General features: G+C 64.8%; 17 protein-coding genes and 1 pseudogene. 6 read left to right on the top strand and 12 right to left on the bottom strand.

What is annotated here, in order from left to right:
- Positions 1-45 precede the first annotated feature (45 nt).
- The 4 genes from araD to ABIA90_RS08350 are packed head-to-tail and all read right to left on the bottom strand — an operon-like array spanning position 46 to position 4,437.
- Positions 46-1,785, bottom strand: a complete 1,740-nt coding sequence (gene araD, locus ABIA90_RS08365; protein WP_354118513.1) for an L-arabinonate dehydratase — start codon at positions 1,783-1,785, stop codon at positions 46-48.
- Complete coding sequence (locus ABIA90_RS08360; protein ID WP_354118512.1) at positions 1,782-2,645, bottom strand: ABC transporter permease; 864 nt, start codon at positions 2,643-2,645, stop codon at positions 1,782-1,784. The genes araD and ABIA90_RS08360 overlap by 4 nt, the downstream gene beginning before the upstream one ends.
- Before the next feature lie 11 nt (positions 2,646-2,656).
- Positions 2,657-3,418: an ABC transporter ATP-binding protein gene (locus ABIA90_RS08355; protein ID WP_354118511.1), complete on the bottom strand. Its 762-nt coding sequence runs from the start codon at positions 3,416-3,418 to the stop codon at positions 2,657-2,659.
- Complete coding sequence (locus ABIA90_RS08350) at positions 3,418-4,437, bottom strand: ABC transporter substrate-binding protein (RefSeq protein WP_354118510.1); 1,020 nt, start codon at positions 4,435-4,437, stop codon at positions 3,418-3,420. Before ABIA90_RS08350 ends, ABIA90_RS08355 begins: the two co-directional genes overlap by 1 nt.
- Before the next feature lie 94 nt (positions 4,438-4,531).
- Between ABIA90_RS08350 and ABIA90_RS08345 the strand changes: the two genes are divergently transcribed.
- The 3 genes from ABIA90_RS08345 to ABIA90_RS08335 all read left to right on the top strand — a co-directional run bounded on the left by ABIA90_RS08345 (position 4,532) and on the right by ABIA90_RS08335 (position 9,441).
- Positions 4,532-5,254: a GntR family transcriptional regulator gene (locus ABIA90_RS08345; RefSeq protein ID WP_247313243.1), complete on the top strand. Its 723-nt coding sequence runs from the start codon at positions 4,532-4,534 to the stop codon at positions 5,252-5,254.
- 205 nt (positions 5,255-5,459) lie between these two features.
- Positions 5,460-5,873: a response regulator gene (locus tag ABIA90_RS08340; protein WP_354118509.1), complete on the top strand. Its 414-nt coding sequence runs from the start codon at positions 5,460-5,462 to the stop codon at positions 5,871-5,873.
- A 67-nt stretch (positions 5,874-5,940) separates the two neighbouring features.
- Positions 5,941-9,441 (top strand): PAS domain S-box protein, encoded by a 3,501-nt coding sequence (locus tag ABIA90_RS08335; RefSeq protein WP_354118508.1) that lies wholly within the window; start codon positions 5,941-5,943, stop codon positions 9,439-9,441.
- A gap of 165 nt (positions 9,442-9,606) precedes the next feature.
- Here the strand turns inward: ABIA90_RS08335 and ABIA90_RS08330 are convergent, their stop codons facing one another.
- Positions 9,607-10,242 (bottom strand): response regulator transcription factor, encoded by a 636-nt coding sequence (locus ABIA90_RS08330; protein ID WP_071916993.1) that lies wholly within the window; start codon positions 10,240-10,242, stop codon positions 9,607-9,609.
- A 149-nt stretch (positions 10,243-10,391) separates the two neighbouring features.
- Between ABIA90_RS08330 and ABIA90_RS08325 the strand changes: the two genes are divergently transcribed.
- Positions 10,392-10,682, top strand: a complete 291-nt coding sequence (locus ABIA90_RS08325; RefSeq protein WP_085398200.1) for a hypothetical protein — start codon at positions 10,392-10,394, stop codon at positions 10,680-10,682.
- Positions 10,683-10,736: 54 nt separating this feature from the next.
- Here the strand turns inward: ABIA90_RS08325 and ABIA90_RS08320 are convergent, their stop codons facing one another.
- From ABIA90_RS08320 to ABIA90_RS08290, 7 genes and pseudogenes are all read right to left on the bottom strand, one after another.
- On the bottom strand, positions 10,737-11,240 hold the full coding sequence (locus ABIA90_RS08320; RefSeq protein ID WP_063980464.1) for a response regulator: 504 nt from the start codon (positions 11,238-11,240) through the stop codon (positions 10,737-10,739).
- A gap of 155 nt (positions 11,241-11,395) precedes the next feature.
- Positions 11,396-11,713: a hypothetical protein gene (locus tag ABIA90_RS08315; RefSeq protein ID WP_014490546.1), complete on the bottom strand. Its 318-nt coding sequence runs from the start codon at positions 11,711-11,713 to the stop codon at positions 11,396-11,398.
- Between the two features lie 2 nt (positions 11,714-11,715).
- Positions 11,716-12,597 (bottom strand): CheR family methyltransferase, encoded by an 882-nt coding sequence (locus ABIA90_RS08310; RefSeq protein WP_071908599.1) that lies wholly within the window; start codon positions 12,595-12,597, stop codon positions 11,716-11,718.
- Positions 12,598-12,656: 59 nt separating this feature from the next.
- The gene (locus tag ABIA90_RS08305; RefSeq protein WP_018321619.1) at positions 12,657-13,043 is read right to left on the bottom strand and encodes a response regulator; all 387 of its coding nucleotides are present in this window, start codon (positions 13,041-13,043) and stop codon (positions 12,657-12,659) included.
- Positions 13,044-13,075: 32 nt separating this feature from the next.
- On the bottom strand, positions 13,076-13,549 hold the full coding sequence (locus tag ABIA90_RS08300) for a chemotaxis protein CheW (RefSeq protein ID WP_354118507.1): 474 nt from the start codon (positions 13,547-13,549) through the stop codon (positions 13,076-13,078).
- 21 nt (positions 13,550-13,570) lie between these two features.
- Positions 13,571-16,369 (bottom strand): hybrid sensor histidine kinase/response regulator, encoded by a 2,799-nt coding sequence (locus tag ABIA90_RS08295; RefSeq protein ID WP_354118506.1) that lies wholly within the window; start codon positions 16,367-16,369, stop codon positions 13,571-13,573.
- Positions 16,370-16,777: 408 nt separating this feature from the next.
- Positions 16,778-17,229 (bottom strand): annotated as a pseudogene (locus ABIA90_RS08290) (response regulator).
- Positions 17,230-17,681: 452 nt separating this feature from the next.
- Here ABIA90_RS08290 and ABIA90_RS08285 point away from each other — a divergent pair.
- A complete protein-coding gene (locus ABIA90_RS08285; RefSeq protein WP_085399711.1) occupies positions 17,682-18,392 on the top strand; it encodes a Crp/Fnr family transcriptional regulator in 711 nt (236 codons plus the stop codon).
- Between the two features lie 190 nt (positions 18,393-18,582).
- Entirely contained in the window at positions 18,583-19,281 is a 699-nt protein-coding gene (locus ABIA90_RS08280) for a Crp/Fnr family transcriptional regulator (RefSeq protein ID WP_175618179.1), read from the top strand.
- Positions 19,282-19,292 lie beyond the last annotated feature (11 nt).

The following is a 19,292-nucleotide window of genomic DNA, read 5'->3' as shown; positions in this document are numbered from 1 at the left end:
GATTCCGGGCTCGCGCCAAGCGGCGCGCCCCGGAATGACAGGTGGTTAATAAATCGACGGCTCGCCGATCGGCGCGCCGAAATCGGTCTCCAGGAAATCGAAGTCGCAGCCGTCATTGGCCTGCTTGATGTGTTTTGTGAACATCCAGCCATAGCCGCGTTCGAAGCGGCGCTCGGGCTGCTTCCAGGCGGCGCGGCGCTTGTCGAGCTCGGCTTCAGGGACATCGAGATTGATGGTACGCGCTGCGACGTCGAGCGTGATGCGATCGCCGTTCCGCACCAGCGCCAGCGGGCCGCCGATGTAGGACTCCGGCGAAACGTGCAAAATGCAGGCGCCGTAGCTGGTGCCGCTCATGCGCGCGTCCGAGATCCGCACCATGTCGCGCACGCCCTGCTTCACGAGCTTTGTTGGGATCGGCAGCATGCCCCACTCCGGCATGCCCGGTCCGCCCTGCGGCCCTGCGTTGCGCAGAATGAGGATGTGATCTTCGGTGACATCCAGGTTGGGATCGTCGACCGCCTTCTTCATCGAGGGATAGTCGTCGAACACCAGCGCCGGCCCGGTGTGCTTGAGGAAGCGCGGCGCGCAGGCGGAGGGTTTGATGACGCAGCCGTCGGGCGCGAGATTGCCCTTGAGCACGGCGAGCGCGCCCTCCTTGTAGATAGGATTGTCGACGCCGCGGATGACATCAGCATTGTGCACTTCGGCGCCTTCGATGTTTTCGCCGAGCGTCTTGCCGGTCACGGTAATGCAATCGAGGTGCAGATGCTGCTTGATCTCGCCCATCAGCGCCGGCAGGCCGCCAGCATAGAAGAAGTCCTCCATCAGATAGGCATCGCCGCTCGGCCGGACGTTGGCGATGACGGGCACCTTGCGGCTCGCCTTCTCGAAATCGTCGAGGCCGATGTCCAGACCGGCGCGGCGGGCCTGCGCGATCAGATGGATGATCGCGTTGGTCGAGCAGCCCATCGCCATGGCGACCGCAATCGCGTTCTCGAACGCCTTGCGGGTCTGGATCGTCTTCGGCGTCAAATCCTCCCACACCATCTCGACGATGCGCCGGCCGCATTCGCTGGCCATGCGGATGTGGTTGGCGTCCGCGGCGGGAATCGAGGAGGCTCCGGGCAGCGTCATGCCGATCGCCTCGGCAATCGCAGTCATGGTCGAAGCCGTGCCCATGGTCATGCAGGTGCCGTAGCTCCGCGCAATGCCGGCTTCGATATCGAGCCAGTCCTTGTCGGAAATCTTGCCCGCGCGACGCTCGTCCCAATATTTCCAGCCGTCGGAGCCGGACCCGAGCGTCTTGCCCTTCCAATTGCCGCGCAGCATCGGACCCGCCGGCAGATAGATCGCCGGGATGTTCATCGAGGTCGCGCCCAAGAGCAGCGCCGGTGTGGTCTTGTCGCAGCCGCCCATCAGCACCACGCCGTCGACGGGATGGCTGCGCAACAGCTCCTCGGCGTCCATCGCCAGAAGATTGCGATAGAGCATCGTGGTCGGCTTCAACAGCGATTCCGACAGCGACAGCGCCGGCAGCTCGATCGGCAGGCCGCCGGCCATCAGGATGCCGCGCTTGACGTCGTCGACGCGCGACTTGAAGTGCATGTGGCAGGGCTGCGCGTCCGACCAGGTGTTGAGGATCGCGATGATGGGGCGGTCCTTCCACTCCTCCGGGGCGTAGCCCATCTGCATGGTGCGGGAACGGTGGCCGAATGAGCGGAGGTCGTCGGGCGCGAACCAGCGCGCGCTGCGGAGCTGGTCGGGCGTGATTTTCTTCTTGGTCATGATTGGGTGCCCCATTTCTGGACGGTGTTCCGCTCGATGGCGCGGAAGATCAGGTTCTCGACAAAAAGCCCGATGATAATCACCGTCAAGAGGCCCGCGAACACTGCGGGTATGTCGAGGAGGTTGCGGTTCTCGAAGATGAACCAGCCGAGCCCGCCCTGGCCCGAAGACACGCCGAACACCAGCTCGGCCGCGATCAGGGTACGCCATGCAAAGGCCCAGCCGATCTTGAGGCCGGTGAGAATCGAGCCGAACGCGGCGGGGATGAGAATTTTTGCGACGTAGGGCAGCCCGCGCAGGCCGTAATTGCGGCCGACCATGCGCAGCGTGTTGGACACGCTCTTGAAGCCGGAATGGGTGTTGAGCGCGACCGGCCACAGCACCGAATGGATCAGCACGAAAACAAGACTGCCGTTGCCGAGCCCGAACCAGATCAAGGCCAGCGGCAACAGCGCGATCGCCGGCAACGGATTGAACATCGCCGTAACAGTCTCGAGGAAGTCGGTGCCGATCCGCGTCGAGATGGCGAGCACAGTGAAGATCGCGGCCAACACGATGCCGGCCGAATAGCCCATGAACAGCACCTTCAGCGAGGTCCATGCCCGCATCGGAATGGTGCCGTCCTTGACCCGGTCGTACAGCGTCGCGATGGTGTCGTGCAGCGTCGGAAACAGCAGCGGATTGTCGAGGGCGACGCCATAGGCTTCCCAGACCGCCGCCAGGAACAGGATGATGACGGTCTTGCGGACAAAACCGTCGTTCCACAACAGCTCCGGCACGCTCAGCTTGCGCTCGACCTCGCCCGCAGAGCCGGTCGCGGCAACCGACGCATCACGCAGCAATATTCTCGCTTCGCCCATGACAGGCTCCCTCAATGCGCCACAGCTTCGGCCGCGAACAGGAGATCGTGGATCTCCTTCTCCAGCCGGCCGGCGCTGCCGTCTCCATTCGAGACCTTGTCGACATCGACGACCTCGGCCTTGACCCGGCCGGGATGCGGCGACAGCAGCAGGATGCGGTTGCCGATGCGGATCGCTTCCGCGATGGAATGCGTCACGAACAGCACCGTGAATTTGGTCTCGCTCCAGAGCTGGAGCAGCTCGTCCTGGCAGGTGCGCCGCGTCAGCGCGTCGAGCGCGGCGAACGGCTCGTCCATCAGCAGGATATCGGGCTCCATCGCCATGCCGCGCGCGATCGCAACGCGCTGCTTCATGCCGCCCGACAGCGTGTGCGGATAGGCGTCGACGACGCGGGTGAGACCGACCTTCTCGATATAGGACCGCGCGCGGGCCTCGGCGTCCTTGCGCGACAGCTTTCGCGCGGTCAGCAACGGAAACATCACGTTGGCGAGCACGCTCTTCCAGGGCAGGAGCTGGTCGAACTCCTGGAAGATCATCATGCGGTCGGCGCCGGGGCCATGGATCTCGCGATCGTTGATGCTCATCCGGCCTTCGCTCGGGCTCATGTAGCCGCCGACGGCCTTGAGCAGGGTCGACTTGCCGCAGCCGGACGGCCCGAGCAGCACGAAGCGGTCGGACCTCTCGACGGTGAAGCTGACCCTCTCGGTGGCGGTGACGACGGCGCTGGAGGTCTTGTAGCGCAGCGTCACGGAGCTGACGTCGAGCAGCGCCATCAGTTGCCCTTCAGGTCGTGCGCGACGGGGAGATAATAGTCGGTCCAGGCCTTGGGCTGCATCTTCAGCGTGCCGGTCCTGTACAGATGGGCCGCGAATTTCATCGTGCCCTGCGGCTCGAGATTCCACTCCATCATGCCGGGCTCTTTCAGGAGGTCGAGCAGCTCTTCCACCGAGGTCTTGTCGCCGGTGATCTCCTTGTAGATCTCGACCGCCTGCTTGGTGTCGCTGCGGATCAGATCCTGCGCTTCCTTGGTGGCATCGCGCACCGCCTGGATGATCTTCGGATTGGCGTCGGCAAATTTCGTCGTGGTGAAGAACTGCGCCTGGCTCAGCGGACCGCCCATCACGTCAGGCGAATTCAGCACGACATGCGCGCCCGGCACGTTCTTCAGCTCGAGGAAGGTGAAAGGCGGGATCGAGAAGTGGGTGTGGACCTCGTGCTTCGAATTGGACAGCGCCGCATAGGCGTCGGGATGGCCAAGCTGCACGGTGTTGGCGTCCAGCTTCGACCATTGGTCGGCACCAAAGGCCTCGGCGGCCGCGATCTGAAGCACGATCGCCTGGGTCGAGACTTTTACGGTCGGCACCGCGATCTTGTCGCTCGGACCAAAATCCTTGATCGACTGGATGTTGGCGTCGCGGCTGATCAGCGTCATCGGCTGCGCCGAGGTCGCGACGATGCCCTTCACGCCGCCGCGGGTGCGGTCCCACAGCAAAAGAAGATTGCCGGTGCCGGTGTTGAGGATGTCGACGCCGCCGGCGAGCAGCGCATCGGTCTGCGCGCCGCCGCCGGAAAAGGTCACCCATTTGGTGGTGACGCCGGGTACGCCGAGCGAAGCTGCGTGCTTCTCGATCAGCTTCTGCTTTTCCATGATGTGGCTCGGCATGTAGAAAATGCCGGGCTGGCGCGACAGCGAGATCTCGGATTTCTGCTGCGCACGCGCCGCGGATACCGGCAGGACGGTTGCGGCGATCAGGGCGGCAGCCGCAAGCTTGCTACGAAGATGCTTGATCATTGTTGTGTGTTTCCTCCGGCCAGCGTCGAGCTGCGTTGACCCTGCTGATGCACTAATATATTAGTGCATCAAAGGCAAGCCCGCGGGACCCGCCATGGAAGCAACCGATACCGCGCCGCGCGCGGCACGACCCGCAAAAGCCGTTTCAAGGCTCGATCGCGCCCGCCAGGCCGCGCCGCAGGTGTTCGAGCGGCTGCGCAATGCGATCATCGCCCTGGAACTGCCGCCGGGCGCGCCCCTGTCACGCGCCGAGCTTGCCGGCCAGTTCGGCGTCAGCTCGACACCGGTGCGCGATGCGCTGATGCGGCTGGAGGAGGAAGGGCTCGTCGACGTGTTTCCGCAGCACGCGACCGTGGTCAGCCGAGTCGACGTCGGCCGCGCCGAGCAGGCCCATTTCCTGCGCCAGGCGCTGGAGCTCGAAATCGTCCGGATGCTCGCGGAACAGCATGACCAGGCCCTGGTCATCCGCCTTGACCACGCGATCGCGCTCCAGCAGCAATTCGCCAAGGCCGGGGACTTCGAGAGCTTCATCGCCGGCGACAATGATTTTCACGCGCAGCTCTACGCCGCCGCCGGAAAGCAAGACCTGTGGACGCTGGTGCGCAGCCGCAGCGGGCATATCGACCGGCTGCGCCGGCTGCATCTGCCCTCGCCCGGCAAGGCCCAGAACATCGTCCGCCACCACAAGCTGATCACGCGCGCGATCGAGGCCGGAGACGCCGACGCCGCGCAGCAGCATCTGCGCAAGCACCTGTCGGGCACGCTCAGCGAGCTCGACAAGATCCGGAGCCACCATCCCGAATACCTGACCGATTAGGCGCGCGACACGATCCGGGCGTGCGTCAGGGACCGCATGTGCACGTAAGCATGCATATGGCCGACCTCGCCGAAGTCGCGCGAGGCGGACAAGGTGTCGGCCGCGAAGTGCTTGCAGGCCGGACGGAAACCGCGCAACAATTTCGCATTTGATGCTTTGATTTGGGGTCGCTGGAACGTCCCATCCGGCCCGGAGGGTTTCAGACGTGGCCAACATCCTGATTGTGGATGACGACCCGGCCGTGCAGATCACGATCCGGCTGATCCTGGAGAGGGCCGGCCATCACGTCACCGCCGCCGGCGACGGCCACACGAGGCTTGCGCTGTTCGAGGCGAGCCGGTTCGACCTCCTGTTCCTCGACATATTCATGCCCGGCATGGACGGACTGGAGACGATGCGCCACATCCGGGTGCTGCAGCCGGCCCTTCCGATCATCGTCATTTCCGGCCGCGCCGTCGCCCCGGACGCGTATGCCGAGCCGGACTTTCTGAAGATGGCGACCAAGCTCGGCGCGGTCGCAAGTCTGCAGAAGCCGTTCCGGCCGGACGCCCTGCTCGCCGCTGTCGACGGCTGCCTCACATCCGCGCCACAAGCCAATGCCGCCTCCGGCAGCCGATGACGGGGCGATCCATGTTGCAGCGTAGCAGGACATTCGGGACCGCTCGCGACGCGGCGCGAAGGCCGATATGACCCTCGCGACCCGGCTGGCCATCGCAATGATCCTGCTGGTCGCGGCTGCGGTCGCCGCTGTCGGATGGCTGAGCCATTACAGCCTGGAGCAAGCCTTCCTGCCGCGCGTGCTCGACCGTATCGAGGGCCACTCGCGGCTCCTGGCCTCGCAACTCGAAGCGCATGTGAACGGCGCTCGCGCCGACGTTGCGACGTTCCGCTCCCGTGCCGCCGCGCGCGGCATGATCGATGCCCATTTCAACGACGGGGTCGATCCGGTCGATCACCTCTCGGAGAAGACCTGGCGCGACCGATTGCTGACGCGCCTCGTGGCCGACGTCGGCGCCAACCCGGCCTACGCAAAATTCCGCATCATCGGTGCCGACGGCGTCGAGTATCTGCGCGTCGACCGCTCCGGCCCGAACGGAGCGGTGCGAGCAGTTCCCGACGATGCCTTGCAGAACAAGGGCGAGCGCTCCTTCTTCCGGGCGGCGATCAAGCTGGCAGAAGACCAGGTCAGCGTCTCCCCGGTCGAACTGGACGTCGACGACGGCGTGGTTCAGATGCCCTATGTTCCGACCTTGCGCGTCGCGGCGCCCCTGTTTGGGTCCGATCACCGGCTGTTCGGCATCGTCGTCGTCAATGTCGACATGCGCCAGGTGTTCGACCGGATCAGGATATCGATCCGGAACGGTGAAGCGGTCTATGTGGTCGGCCGCAACGGCGATTATCTCGTGCATCCGGATCGCACCCGCGAGTTCGGTTCGCAACTGGGGACACCAACACGCTGGCAGGACGACTTCCCCTATTTCGCTGCCATCACCGGATCGACGCTGGGTGCGACCCAGGTCGTGCCGGGCAGTGACGGCAAGCCGAGCGGCACCGCGATCGCGCCCGCAATCCTGGCCGAGGACCAGTGGGTGGGTGTCATCCGCGTCGTGCCCAACGCCGTCTTCATGGCGCCGGCCGTCACCATCGAGAAATCGACCATCACGATCGGCCTCATCGCGGTGCTGGTCGCCGCCATACTGGCCGTGCTGCTGGCGCGGTCGTTGACCCGGCCGATCGGGCAGCTCACTGCGGCGGTCGAGTGGCTCGGTCGGGACAATTCCATCAGAATTCCAACCGACGCCCCCGGCGAGACCGGTGTGCTGGCGCGGGCATTTGCCCGTCTGATCGATGAAATGCGGGCGAAGACGGCAGCGCTGGAGCATGAGGTCGAGGAGCGGCGGCGCACCGAGGCCGCGCGCGACCAGCTCGCCGTCCGCGAACGCCTGTTCAGCGCGGCGGTCGAATCCTCCGACGATTCGATCGTCATGCAGACGCTCGATGGCATCATCATCGGCTGGAATGCGGCGGCCGAGCGCCTCTACGGCTATACGGCCGAGGAAGCGGTCGGACAGCCGACCTTGATCCTCCTGCCACCCGATCGCCGCGAAGAGGGCAAGGACTATCTGCGGCGGATTGCGACGGGTGAGCGGATCGAGCATTTCGAAACGGTGCGCCTGCGCAAGGATGGCAGTCCGGTCGAAATCTCGGTGAGCCTGTCACCGATCAGGGACGATTCGGGCGAGATCATCGGCGCGTCCGGCACGGCGCGCCGCCTGACCGATGCGCGACGGACCGAGCGCGCGCTGCAACAGCAGATCGAGGAACGGCGGCAGCTGTTCGACGCCTCGGAAGATCTGATCATGATCATGGATTCGCGGGGCCATATCGTGCAGGTCAGCCCGAGCAGCCAGGCCGTGCTCGGCTACCCGCCGGACGAGATGATCGGCCGCAGCGGCGTCGATTTCATCCATCCCGCGCATCTCGAGCAATCCCGCGAGGAGATGCGCGCGCTCCGGCGCGGCGGGCACCCCAGGCTCGCCGACACCCGCTGCATCCACAAGGACGGACGCGAGGTCTGGCTGTCCTGGCTCGGCAACTGGTCAGATCAGGCCAAACGCTTCTTCTTCGTCGGACGCGACATGACCGAGGCGAGGCGCGCGGAAGAGTCCTTGCGCGAAAGCGAGCTGCTCGCGCGCAATATCGTCGAGACCGCGCTCGACGCCTTCGTCCAGACCGACGAGCGCAGCACCATCCTGAACTGGAGCTCGCGGGCCGAGGAGCTGTTCGGCTGGCGGCGCGACGAAGCGCTGGGCAGGAATGGGGTCGACCTCATCGTCGCCGAGAGCGAGCGGGAGCGGGTCAAGGCCGGCCTCGCGCGCTTCCTCGAGTCCCAGGACGGCCAGACGCTCAACCGCCGCCGCGAGCTCGCGGTTCGCCGTCGCGACGGCAAGGAATTCAGGGCCGAGCTGAGCGTCACGGCGCTGAAACGCCGCGAAGGCATTCTGTTCAACGTGTTCTACCGCGACCTCACCGACAAGATCGCGTCCGAGGAGCGCATCCGCCACGCCGACAAGATGGAGGCGGTCGGCCAGCTCACCGGCGGCGTGGCGCATGACTTCAACAACATCCTCACCGTCATCACCGGGACGATCGAGATCCTGGCCGACGCGGTGGCGAAGGAGCCGGAGCTTGCGGCGATCACGAAGATGATCGACGAGGCCGCCGGGCGCGGCGCCGAGCTGACCCAGCACCTGCTCGCCTTCGCGCGCAAGCAGCCGCTGCAGCCGCGCGAGGTCGACATCAACGCGCTGATCATCGACACCGCAAAGCTGTTACGCCCGACGCTGGGCGAGCAGATCCAGATCGAATCGGTGTTCGAGGACGAGAGCTGCGTCGCGATCGTCGACCCCAACCAGCTCACCACCGCGATCCTCAACCTCGCGCTCAATGCCCGTGACGCCATGCCCGGCGGCGGCAAGCTGATCGTGGAGACCGGCGCCGCCTATCTCGACGAGGTCTATGCCAGCGTCAACGACGTCAGGCCTGGACACTATGTGCTGATCGCCGTGAGCGACACCGGCACGGGCATTCCTGCGCACATGCTGGCCCGGGTGTTCGATCCGTTCTTCACCTCGAAGGGACCGGGCAAGGGCACCGGGCTCGGGCTTTCGATGGTCTACGGCTTCATCAAGCAGTCCACGGGCCACATCAAGATCTACAGCGAGGAAGGCCACGGCACCACGATCAAGATGTATCTGCCGCCCGGCAAGACGGCCGCGGCCGTGGGCGAAGGCGTGACGCCGTCGACGATCGAGGGCGGACACGAGACGATCCTCGTGGTCGAGGATGACCGGCTGGTGCGCGACTACGTGCTGGCGCAGTTGCATTCGCTCGGCTACGTCACCTTGCAGGCCGCGAACGCCGCGGAGGCGCTCGCGATCGTCGCCACCGGCAAGCCGTTCGACCTGCTGTTCACCGACGTCATCATGCCCGGCAAGTTGAACGGACGGCAGCTTGCCGACGAGGTGTCGAAGACGCGTCCGGACCTCAGGGTGGTCTACACCTCAGGCTATACGGAGAACGCGATCATCCATCACGGCCGGCTGGATTTAGGCGTGCTGCTGCTGGCGAAGCCGTATCGCAAATCCGATCTGGCGCGGATCATCCGCAAGGCGCTGAGCGGCTGATATGCAGCTCTCGTGTCCCGGACGCACTGCAGCGCCGTAAGCGCTGCTGTGCAGAGCCGGGACCCAGAACCATCAGCCGTGACATTGGAGAGATGGGCCCCGGCTCAGCAGCGCATCATTGCATGATGCGCCGCGTCCGGGGCACGAGAGAGATGGCCAGTCGCGTTACGACGCGCGCTGGGCCGCGGTCATCACGATGCGGATCAGATCGGCGGCGTTGCGCGCCCCGAGCTTCTTCATGATGTTGGCGCGATGGTCCTCGATGGTGCGTGGGCTGATGCCGAGCGTGCGGCCGGCTTCCTTGTTGGACGCACCGGAAGCGAACTGCTCGAGCACCTCGCGTTCACGCCGCGTCAACGGCTCGCGTCCGGGGAAGTGCAGCGAAGAGAATTTCGGCGATACGCTCTCTGCCTGCCTGCGTGCATAGGCTCCGATCGCCTCGTCCAACCGGCCGACGATCTCGCTGCCGCGGAACGGCTTTTCGATGAAATCGAGCGCGCCGCTCTTGATGGCGCCCACCGCCATCGAGATGTCGCCCTGCCCGGAGATCATGAAGATCGGCGCCGGATAATCTTCGCCCTGCAGTTCCTTCAGAATGTCGAGGCCCGACTTTCCGGGAATGTGCACGTCGAGCAGGATCGCAGCCGGCGTACGGTTCCGCGCGACGGAGAGCAGCGCTGCGCCGTCCGCAAAACAGATCACCTCATAACCCGCCGCCTTCAACACCATCGACAAGGTGTCGCGAACCGCAGGGTCGTCGTCGACCACGAAGATTTCACCACGAGAGGTTTGCTCGGCCATGTGCCACATCCAGTTGGCATTACGGACTCGCGTCCGCGCCAACCGTTATGGCGTTCGGCGCGGATTCGGCCCACCCGTATTTGTACGGGACATAGACTTAACGCACAAGTAGCGGCATTGCGCCTAATTGCAGGAGACGGAGAATATCCATGCTAAATTTGGCCGATACGCTGCCGCTGGTCGCAACATCCGAGGCCGACAGCCAACGATTGATCGCCGCCGACCTTCGCTTGCTGATCGCGCAGATCGAGACCAGTATGCGCCGGATCGCCGCAGCCATGGATCAAGAACACAGCAACGATCCGGAAGGTTCCGCCGACGTCTTCATACTCGACGACGTCACGCCGCGTTATGCCACCGCGAACGCCGCTCTCAACGCCTGCCGGGCAGGCCTCGGCCACGCCCTGCAATACCTGTCTGAATCCGGCAATCCGGCTTGAATTGCGACCGGCGCGGCGCAGTGCCCGCGTCCGATCGCATGGCAGCTCCGCGCCTTAGGCGCGGTGCCGTTCCACGATCGCGTCGGTAGCGACGCCACCCCAGGTGTGGATCGCCGGCAGCCCCATTGCGGTCTTGCCGAGATTGGCGAGGCTGATCCGCAGCGCGGCGAGATCGAGCGGCTTCGGCAGGCCCTGGAGCTGGATCCCGACGGAACGGGCGAAGCTGCGGGCGGCGCTGCGACGCTTGCCGTCCATACCGCTGATGACGATCACATGGCCTGCGAATTTCGCCGCCGCCATCTCGCGCAGCACGTCGATGCCGTCGCCATCCTCCAGCACGAGATCGAGCGTCACGCAGTCGAAGCGGGCGGCGCGGAGCTTCTCGATCGCCTCGGCGACGGACGGCGCCACCGTGACTTCATGGCCGGCCTGCTTGGCGGCGACCGTGATCAGGCTGCGCTGCGTGGCGTCGTCGTCGACCACCAGAAGCTGAAGCGCACGCCGCTCGGCGACGTCGGGCAGATTTGACGGGATGGGAGAGAGGGAGCTTCGGGGCATTGCCGTATCCTGAGATTGAGACGGGCAATTGCTACACGGCTCGCGCTTAGGCCACGTAAAGCCGGTGCGGCGAATTCGTCCGGATGTTTTAGCAAATATGAACCAACGTCGCGGAAAGCGGCGACGGGGCGCGCGGGACGACGCCTATTTGGCGATCAGGCTGCCTCGTCACGGCCGCCGGCGGCGCCGCGCTTCTTCCGGTTCTTGCCGCGCAGGAACTGGATGTCCATTTCGGCGCCGTTGACGCGCACCAGCTCGCAACGACGATAAGCGAGCCCGGTCGACGACAGCAGCAGGAAGAATTCCTTCAGGTTCAATCCCTGGATCGAGCCATCCACCGTGAGGATGGCGTCGGTGTCGGAAATCGCATTGAGCTTGCAGTCGCGCCGCCACGTGCCGTCGATCGCCATGATGCAGACATCATAGCCACGACTGAACGTGACGCGCTCCGCGCCCTTGCCATCCTCTGCCATGCCTATCGTCCTGCCAACACCGCCATGCGCGGCGGCGCGGCGCCGGCGAGAGCCGGTTTGGTTGCCGCTGCACGCGGATCGTTCGGCTTGTAGAGGCCGCGACGATCCGGGATCGGCCTGAACGTGTCGGTCAGTCCGACCACGGTTTCGGCTGCACCCAGCACCAGGAAGCCGTCTCCCTCGATCTGGCGGGCGAGACGGTTGAAGATGTTGATCTTGGTATCCTGGTCGAAATAGATCAGCACGTTGCGGCAGAAGATGACGTCAAAGGTGCCGAGCTGGGCAAAATCATGCAGCAGGTTGAGCTGCCGGTGCTGGATCATCGCGCGCAGCTCGGGATTGATCTGCCACGTCTCGCCGGTCTGCTTGAAATATTTCATCAGCATCTGGATCGGCAGGCCGCGCTGCACCTCGAACTGGCTGTAGATGCCGGCCTTGGCCTTCTCGAGCACCTCCTGCGACAGGTCGGTGGCGATGATCTCGACGCGCCAGCCGGTCAGGGCCGCGCCCATCTCCTTCAGGCACATCGCGAGCGAATAAGGCTCCTGCCCGGTCGAGCCGGCGGCGCACCAGATGCGCACGCTCCGTCGGCCGGCGCGCGCCTTGATGACCTCAGGCATGATGGTGTCGCGGAAATGATCGAACGGGACCTTGTCGCGGAAGAAGAAGGTCTCGTTGGTGGTCATGGCTTCGACCACGCTGGTGACGAGCGCGCTCGAGCCGCCCTGCAGCTTCTGCACGAGCTCGCCGATCCCGGAGAGCCCGGCCTTGCGGGCGAGCGGCAACAGCCGGCTTTCGATCAGATATTGCTTGTCTGCGGACAGGTCGAGCCCGGAATGATCCCTCAGGAACTTACGCAGATACTCATACTCGGTCGGGGTCACGGATAGCCTCTCGGAAGCTGTACTGGGGACACTCTGGCTCAAACGCTCGGGCCAGATACTCAGACCATGGCTTGTCCGACCGGGATCAAGCCGACTTCAGCGAATTTGTCGGCGATGATGTCTTTATCGAAGGGCTTCATAATGTACTCGTTGGCGCCGCCGCTGAGCGCCTGGGCGATATGAGCCACGTTGTTCTCGGTGGTGCAGAACACCACCTTCGGCTGGTCGCCGCCGGGCAGGCGGCGCATGTGGCCCATGAACTCGAAGCCGTCCATCACCGGCATGTTCCAGTCGAGCAGCACCGCATCGGGCAACTGCCGCTGGCAGATCTCCAGCGCCTTCGAGCCGTCCTCGGCCTCGGTAACTTCGAATTCCAGGCCTTCCAGGATCCGGCGCGCGATCTTTCGCACGACGCTGGAATCATCGACCACCAAACATGTCTTCATTTTGGTTCTCCGGCTTCGATGTTTCGGTTAGCTCAGGCTGCCATTTGCACTTCGGTTTTAAGCTCGAGGACGCGATCGACGTCGAGGACGACCATGAGCTGCCCGTCGAGGCGGTGGACGCCGCCGGCGAGCTTGGCCATGCGGGGATCGAGGTTGACGGGGTTCTCTTCCATGCCGGCCTCGGCAAGGCGCAGCACCTCGCCGATCTGGTCGATCAGGAGGCCGTAGGATTCACCGCGCAGGTCGACGCCGACCGCCATCGGGGTCTTGCCGTCCTCGGGCTTGGGCAGGCCGAGCCGAGCACGCATGTCGACCACGGTGACGATGCGGCCGCGCAGGTTCAGGACGCCCGCGATCTCGCGCGAGGACAGCGGAACGCGGGTGACGCGCTCGGGCATGAACACGTCCTGGACCCGGGAGATCGGCAGGCCGAACAGCTGGCCGCCGATCATCGCGGTGACGTATTCGACCATGGCGCCTTCGGTGGTCTGGGTCTTGTTGCTCATCTCGATATCTCCTCGTCCCCTTTACGCCGCTGCCCGGCTCAGCTCGGAGGCGCCGGCGGCGCCCGCGGTCTGTTCCTTCAGCGCCGCGATCAGACCGGGACGGTCGAACTTGGCGACATAGTCGTGGAAGCCGGCCTGACGGCCGCGCTCGATCGCCGCCGGCGACACCAGCGCGGACAGGCCGATGATCGGCATCGCGCCCAGATTGGTGTCGGAGCGGATCACTTCGGCGAACTCGAACCCGTTCATGTCGGGCATCTCGATGTCGGTCAGGACCACGTCGAAGCTCTGTGCACGTAGCGCAGCCAGGCCCTCCTGCGCGGTCGGCGCGGTGCGGACGCGGTAGCCGGCCGCCTTCAGCACCGGGGCCAGCATGTTGCGGAAGAAGGCCGAGTCGTCGACCAGCAGCACCGACTGCGAGTGCTGCGACGGCTTCATCTCCTTGCGGGTGAACCAGTCGGCGAACGCCATCGGCAGGAAGTGGCCGACGTCGATCACCTCGGTGGCCTGGCCCTTGATCACGGCCGAGCCGAGAATGCCGGAGGCGGAGCCGCCGACCTCGATGTTGAGCCGTTCCTCGACGATGTCGATGATCTCGTCGACGACGAGGCCCATGGAGCGGCCGTCATCGGCGAACACCAGGATCGGCTGGGCGCCCTGGCTCGCGATGGTGACGCTCTCCATGGCGACAAGCGGCATCAGCTGCTCGCGGTACTGCACCATGTAGCGGCCGTTGGAGAACTCGATCTTGTCGGCCGGGAGCTCTTCCAGGCGGGTGACGAGCCCGAGCGGGACCGCCTTGGGCTGGCTGGAGCCGGCGCGGAAGACCAGCAGCGAGGTGGTCTGCTCGCCACTTCCGATGTGATGCGCCCCGTTCTCGTCGCCCATGTCATGGGCCGAGGAGCCGGCGGCGCCGAGCGCCTTGGCAATGCCGTTGGGATCGATGATCATGATCACCGCGCCATCGCCCAGAATGGTGTTGCCGGAGAACATGTCGATGTGACGCAGTTTCGTCGACATCGGCTTCACCACGATCTCTTCGGTGTGGAACACGCCGTCGACCACGATGCCGAAGGTCTGGCTGCCGACCTGGGTCACCACGATAAAACCGTTCTCGGGATCGCTGGCCGCGCCGTCGTCGATCTTGAGCAGCTTCTTGAGGTGGATCAGCGGCAGCAGCTTGTTACGCAGGCGCAGGACAGCGGTGTCCTTGATACGCTCGATGCGGTGCTCGCTATTGGCGCGCGCGCGGACGAGCTCGACCACCGAGAGCTGCGGGATGGCGAAGCGGTCGCCGGCGGCTTCGACGATCAGCGCGGAGACGATGGCCAAGGTCAGCGGGATCTTGATGGTGACGGAGGACCCCTCGCCAGCGACGCTCTTGATGTCGATGGTGCCGCCGATCTGGTCGATATTGGTGCGCACCACGTCCATGCCGACGCCGCGGCCGGAGACCGAGGTGATGGCGGCCGCGGTCGAGAAGCCGGGCGCGAAGATGAACTTGTGGATCTGGGCTTCGCTCATCTTCTCGAGCTCGGCCTCGGTGACGAGACCTGAAGAGATCGCCTTGGCCTTGATCCTCTCGGTGTTGAGGCCTCTTCCGTTGTCGGCGATGCAGATGATGATGTGGCCGCCCTCGTGATAGGCGGACAGGCGGATGGTGCCCTGCTCGCCCTTGCCGGACGCGAGCCGCTCGGCGGGGGTCTCCAGGCCATGATCGGCGGAGTTGCGCACCATGTGGGTGAGCGGGTCCTTGATCAGGTCGAGCACCTGGCGGTCGAGCTCGGTGTCGGCGCCGTGCATCTCCAGCTCGATCTGCTTGCCGAGTTCGCTCGACAGGTCGCGGACGATGCGGGGCAGCTTCTGCCAGGCATTGCCGATCGGCTGCATGCGCGTCTTCATGACGCCTTCCTGCAGCTCGGCGGTGACGTTGGACAGGCGCTGCAACGGCACCTTGAACTCGGTGTCCTCGTTGCGGCGGGAGATCTCCAGCAGCTGGTTGCGGGTCAGGACCAGCTCGGAGACCATGGTCATCAGATGCTCCAGCGTATCCACGTTGACGCGGATCGACTGGTTGGCGATGCGGTCGCCTTCGGCGGCGCCCTCGTCGGCCATCGACTTCTTCGGCGCGACCTTTTCCTTGGCGGGCTTCGCAGCTTCCTTCGCAGATTCCTTGGCGGCGGGCGCCGGAGCTTCAGCAGCCGGCGCGGGCTCGGCCTTGACGGCGGGGGCCGGCGCTTCGATCGCGGTCTCGCGGAAGGCGCGCTCGAGCTCGTCGAGCGAGACTTCGCCCGGACGTAAGGGGCGCTCCAGGGTCTGGTCGATCAGCGTGCCCTCGGTCATTTCTTTTTCTTTCGACGGTGCAACCTTTGCTTCGACGGGAGTGGGAGCTTCCGGCACGAGCGGCGGTGCATCAGCAACAGCACCTGCGGCCATAGCCGCCATGCCCTGCTCGACCATCGCTTCCAGCTTGTCGATGAGATCGCGGTCGTTGCCTTCGGGCTCGGCTTCGGTCGCCTCGAGGCCGGCGAGGATCTCCTTGATGCGGTCGATCGAGGACAGGATCACCGTCACCGCGCCGGCCGTCACCGGCATGCCGTCGCGGAATTTGCTCATCAGGGTCTCGCCGGCATGCGCCAGCGCTTCGAGCCGCGGCAGACCGAGGAAGCCGCACGTGCCCTTGATGGTGTGGACCAGGCGGAAGATGTTATCCAGGATCTTGGCGTTGTTCGGCTCCTGCTCGAACTTCACCAACTGATTGTCGACGGTGTCCAGGCTCTCGCTGGTCTCCGTCAAAAACTCCCGCAACAGATCATCCATGAGCTACGCCTTACTGAGCCGGACTTCGACGCCTGGGCCGCACCTGGAGTTCGGCGGAGGTCCGCGCCTGGATCGTTAGACAACCCCTTTCACGGTCCCGTTAATTTCAGCCTCCGTGCTAATACGGATATTGAAGACAAGTTTGCGCTTCGAGGCCTGCGATAGCGTCTTGCGACAAAAGCGGCGCCGCATCTCACGCGACAGACGCAATAGGTAAACGCTCCGATAACAACACGGCGACATGCGCGAAAAATCCCGTCGGCGAAGGACGATATGCACGGGCCGCGCGAATTGAATCAAATCACGCGCAATCAGAATCGCTCACGCGGCCGCCCGCTGCTTGCCTGCTCAATCTGCAACAGCTGCGCTTGCGGTAAACGGACGCTTATTTCGCGGCCGCCGCGATTGCTACCGCGCTAACCCAATTGCGGAGACAGCACGATGCTCCGCGAGACAATCCTTGATGGCCGCGAATATCGCATCCGGTGTAAACGGCTTGCGAAGGCAACGCGCAGCTCCAGCGCCATCCGGAGGAAGTCGGGTGCGGGCGCGTTCAAATTTGCGAAGGCGTAGCCGGACATCGCGATCAGCGGAATAGCCGGCGCGTGCTCGTGGAAGATCCGGATCGACTCGAACCCGCGCATATGCGGCATGAAGATGTCGATCATCATCAGATCGACCTGTTCGTTCTCGAGAGCGCGGAGGCCGGCTTCTCCTCCGTCGGCAATCGTCACCCGGAAATGATTCCGCTGCAGATAGATCTCGATGGCCATGCACACCATCGGGTCGTCGTCGACAACGAGAATATGGTGCAGACCTGCCGTGCCCGTTTGAGTTTCCCGTTTCGGCGATTCAAACATCGAACCGTGGACCACGCCGCTCTCCTCTGGCTGGGGTCGAAACATTTGATGGCCGCAAGCGTCAACGGTCCTGTCGGGAAATCACGGGCAGGTGCGACAGTCGCGGCGTCGCGAAGTCGCGCAGACCAGTCCCGGATGGCGAGAATGCGCGCTTGAGGGGAAGCCGCAGGTGCCGGTCGGGGTCCGATGACGGCGCAGATGCGATGCTAGCGGCTCATGACAGCCCTCTTGCCGCTTTTTCCTGCCGCCCGGCGCAAGAAGGACGCCCCTAATTGACGCGCGGATCAGCGTGCGTTTCTCAATTTCCGCCGCAAATGCCGCAGCCTGTCTGCCCCCCAACGGGTATATGGACGGCACCACAACCTTTACAATATGTTTTGGTCGCCGTGCAACTGGATGACGCACAGGGCGCGGCGCCCGATCGTCCTAATGAACGCGCCGGATAGACCTGCATGACCGCGAGCGGCCACCCGTCCAACCAGTTGCTGCAAATGCTCGGCGTCGCCGATTTCGATCTGCTGCGCCCCCATCTCGCGACAGTCGAAATGGTCAGGGAATCTGTCTTGGCCGAGGCAGGCGCCGCGCTGCGACATGTCTACTTCCCGCACGGCGGATCCGTTTCGATCACGGTGGGTCTCTCCGAGGGACAGATGATCGAGGTCGCGATGCTGGGCCGCGACAGCGCCGTCGGCGCCGGCGCCGCCCTTGCCGACGGCATCGCACCGACGGATGCCGCCGTGCTCTTCCCCGGCACTGCGTCTGTGCTCGAAATCGCGGCCTTCCGGGCGGTGGCGGCCGCAAGCGCGCAGTTTCGCGGCCTGATGATCCGCCACGAGCAGGCGCTGCTCGCGCATGCGCAGCAATCGGTGCTGTGCAATACGGTGCACCCGGTCGAAGCGCGACTGGCGCGTTGGCTCCTGCGTGCCCGCGACCTGTCCGATAGCAAGTTCCTTCCGCTGACACAGGAGACGCTGGCGCAGATGATGGGCGTACGGCGCAACGCGATTTCCCTCGTCGCAAATGCGCTCCAGCGCGCCGGCATCATTCACTACACCCGCGGCCAGATCGCGATCGTCGACGAGCACGCATTGGAGACGAGGTCCTGCGACTGCTATGCGGCGGTGAAGGGCTGCCACGCCCGCCTGCTGGGAGCCCCGCGGTGAAGATAGCCCGGCGCAACCGGCCTGCTGCATGCCGGTGTGCACACAATGCAGCGGGGGCGCCATCGCAACCGGACATCTTGTCCCAATTGCCAATATATCCCGACGAGAACATGATCAAACTTATCCGGCAGCGAGCAGCCCGTTCGCTTCGAGTTCGGGGGCTGACGAGACGGAGGCAGTCTTGGAAACGATGGTGCGCCCATCCAACGGTTTCCTGTCCGCACTGTCGGCGGAGGATTACGAATTGATCCGCCCGCATTTGCGCATGATCGATCTGCCGCACGAAGCGATCCTGGTGGAGACCGGCGAGACGCTCAAACGCGCCTACTTTCCCCACCGCGGCGTCATCTCGCTGGTGGTGAAACTCGCCAAGGGCGAGCATGTGCAGGTCGCCATGGTCGGCCGCGACAGCCTGCTCGGAACGCTCTCGACCATGGGCGATGCCTGCGCGCTGAACACGGCAATCGTGCTGGTCCCCGGTGCCGCCTCCGTGATGGACCTCGACCGGCTGCGCGACGCGGCCGACCAGAGCAGCACCTTGCGGACGCTGCTCACCCGTCACGGGCTGGCCGTCTACGCACAGGTCCAGCAGACCGCGGGCTGCAACGCCGCCCATCCGGTTGAGTCGCGGCTGTCGCGTTGCCTGCTGCACACCCATGACCTGTCGGGCGACTACCGGCTGCTGCTGACCCAGGAGGCGATGGCGCAGATGATCGGGGCGCGCCGCAACAGCGTGTCGCTGGTCGCCAATACGTTGCAACACGCCAATTTCATCCACTACAGCCGCGGGCACATCCAGATCCTCAACCTAGACGGCCTGCGCCAGACGGCGTGCGAATGCTACGCCACCGTGAAGGCGCAGTACGACCGGCTGCTCGGCCCGCGCTGACCGGCGCCTTG

It is taken from the genome of Bradyrhizobium sp. LA6.8 (assembly GCF_040547935.1).
Classification (GTDB): domain Bacteria; phylum Pseudomonadota; class Alphaproteobacteria; order Rhizobiales; family Xanthobacteraceae; genus Bradyrhizobium; species Bradyrhizobium barranii.
The sequence above is the reverse complement of the archived record's forward strand: the minus strand, read 5'-3'. Positions and strand labels throughout refer to the sequence as shown.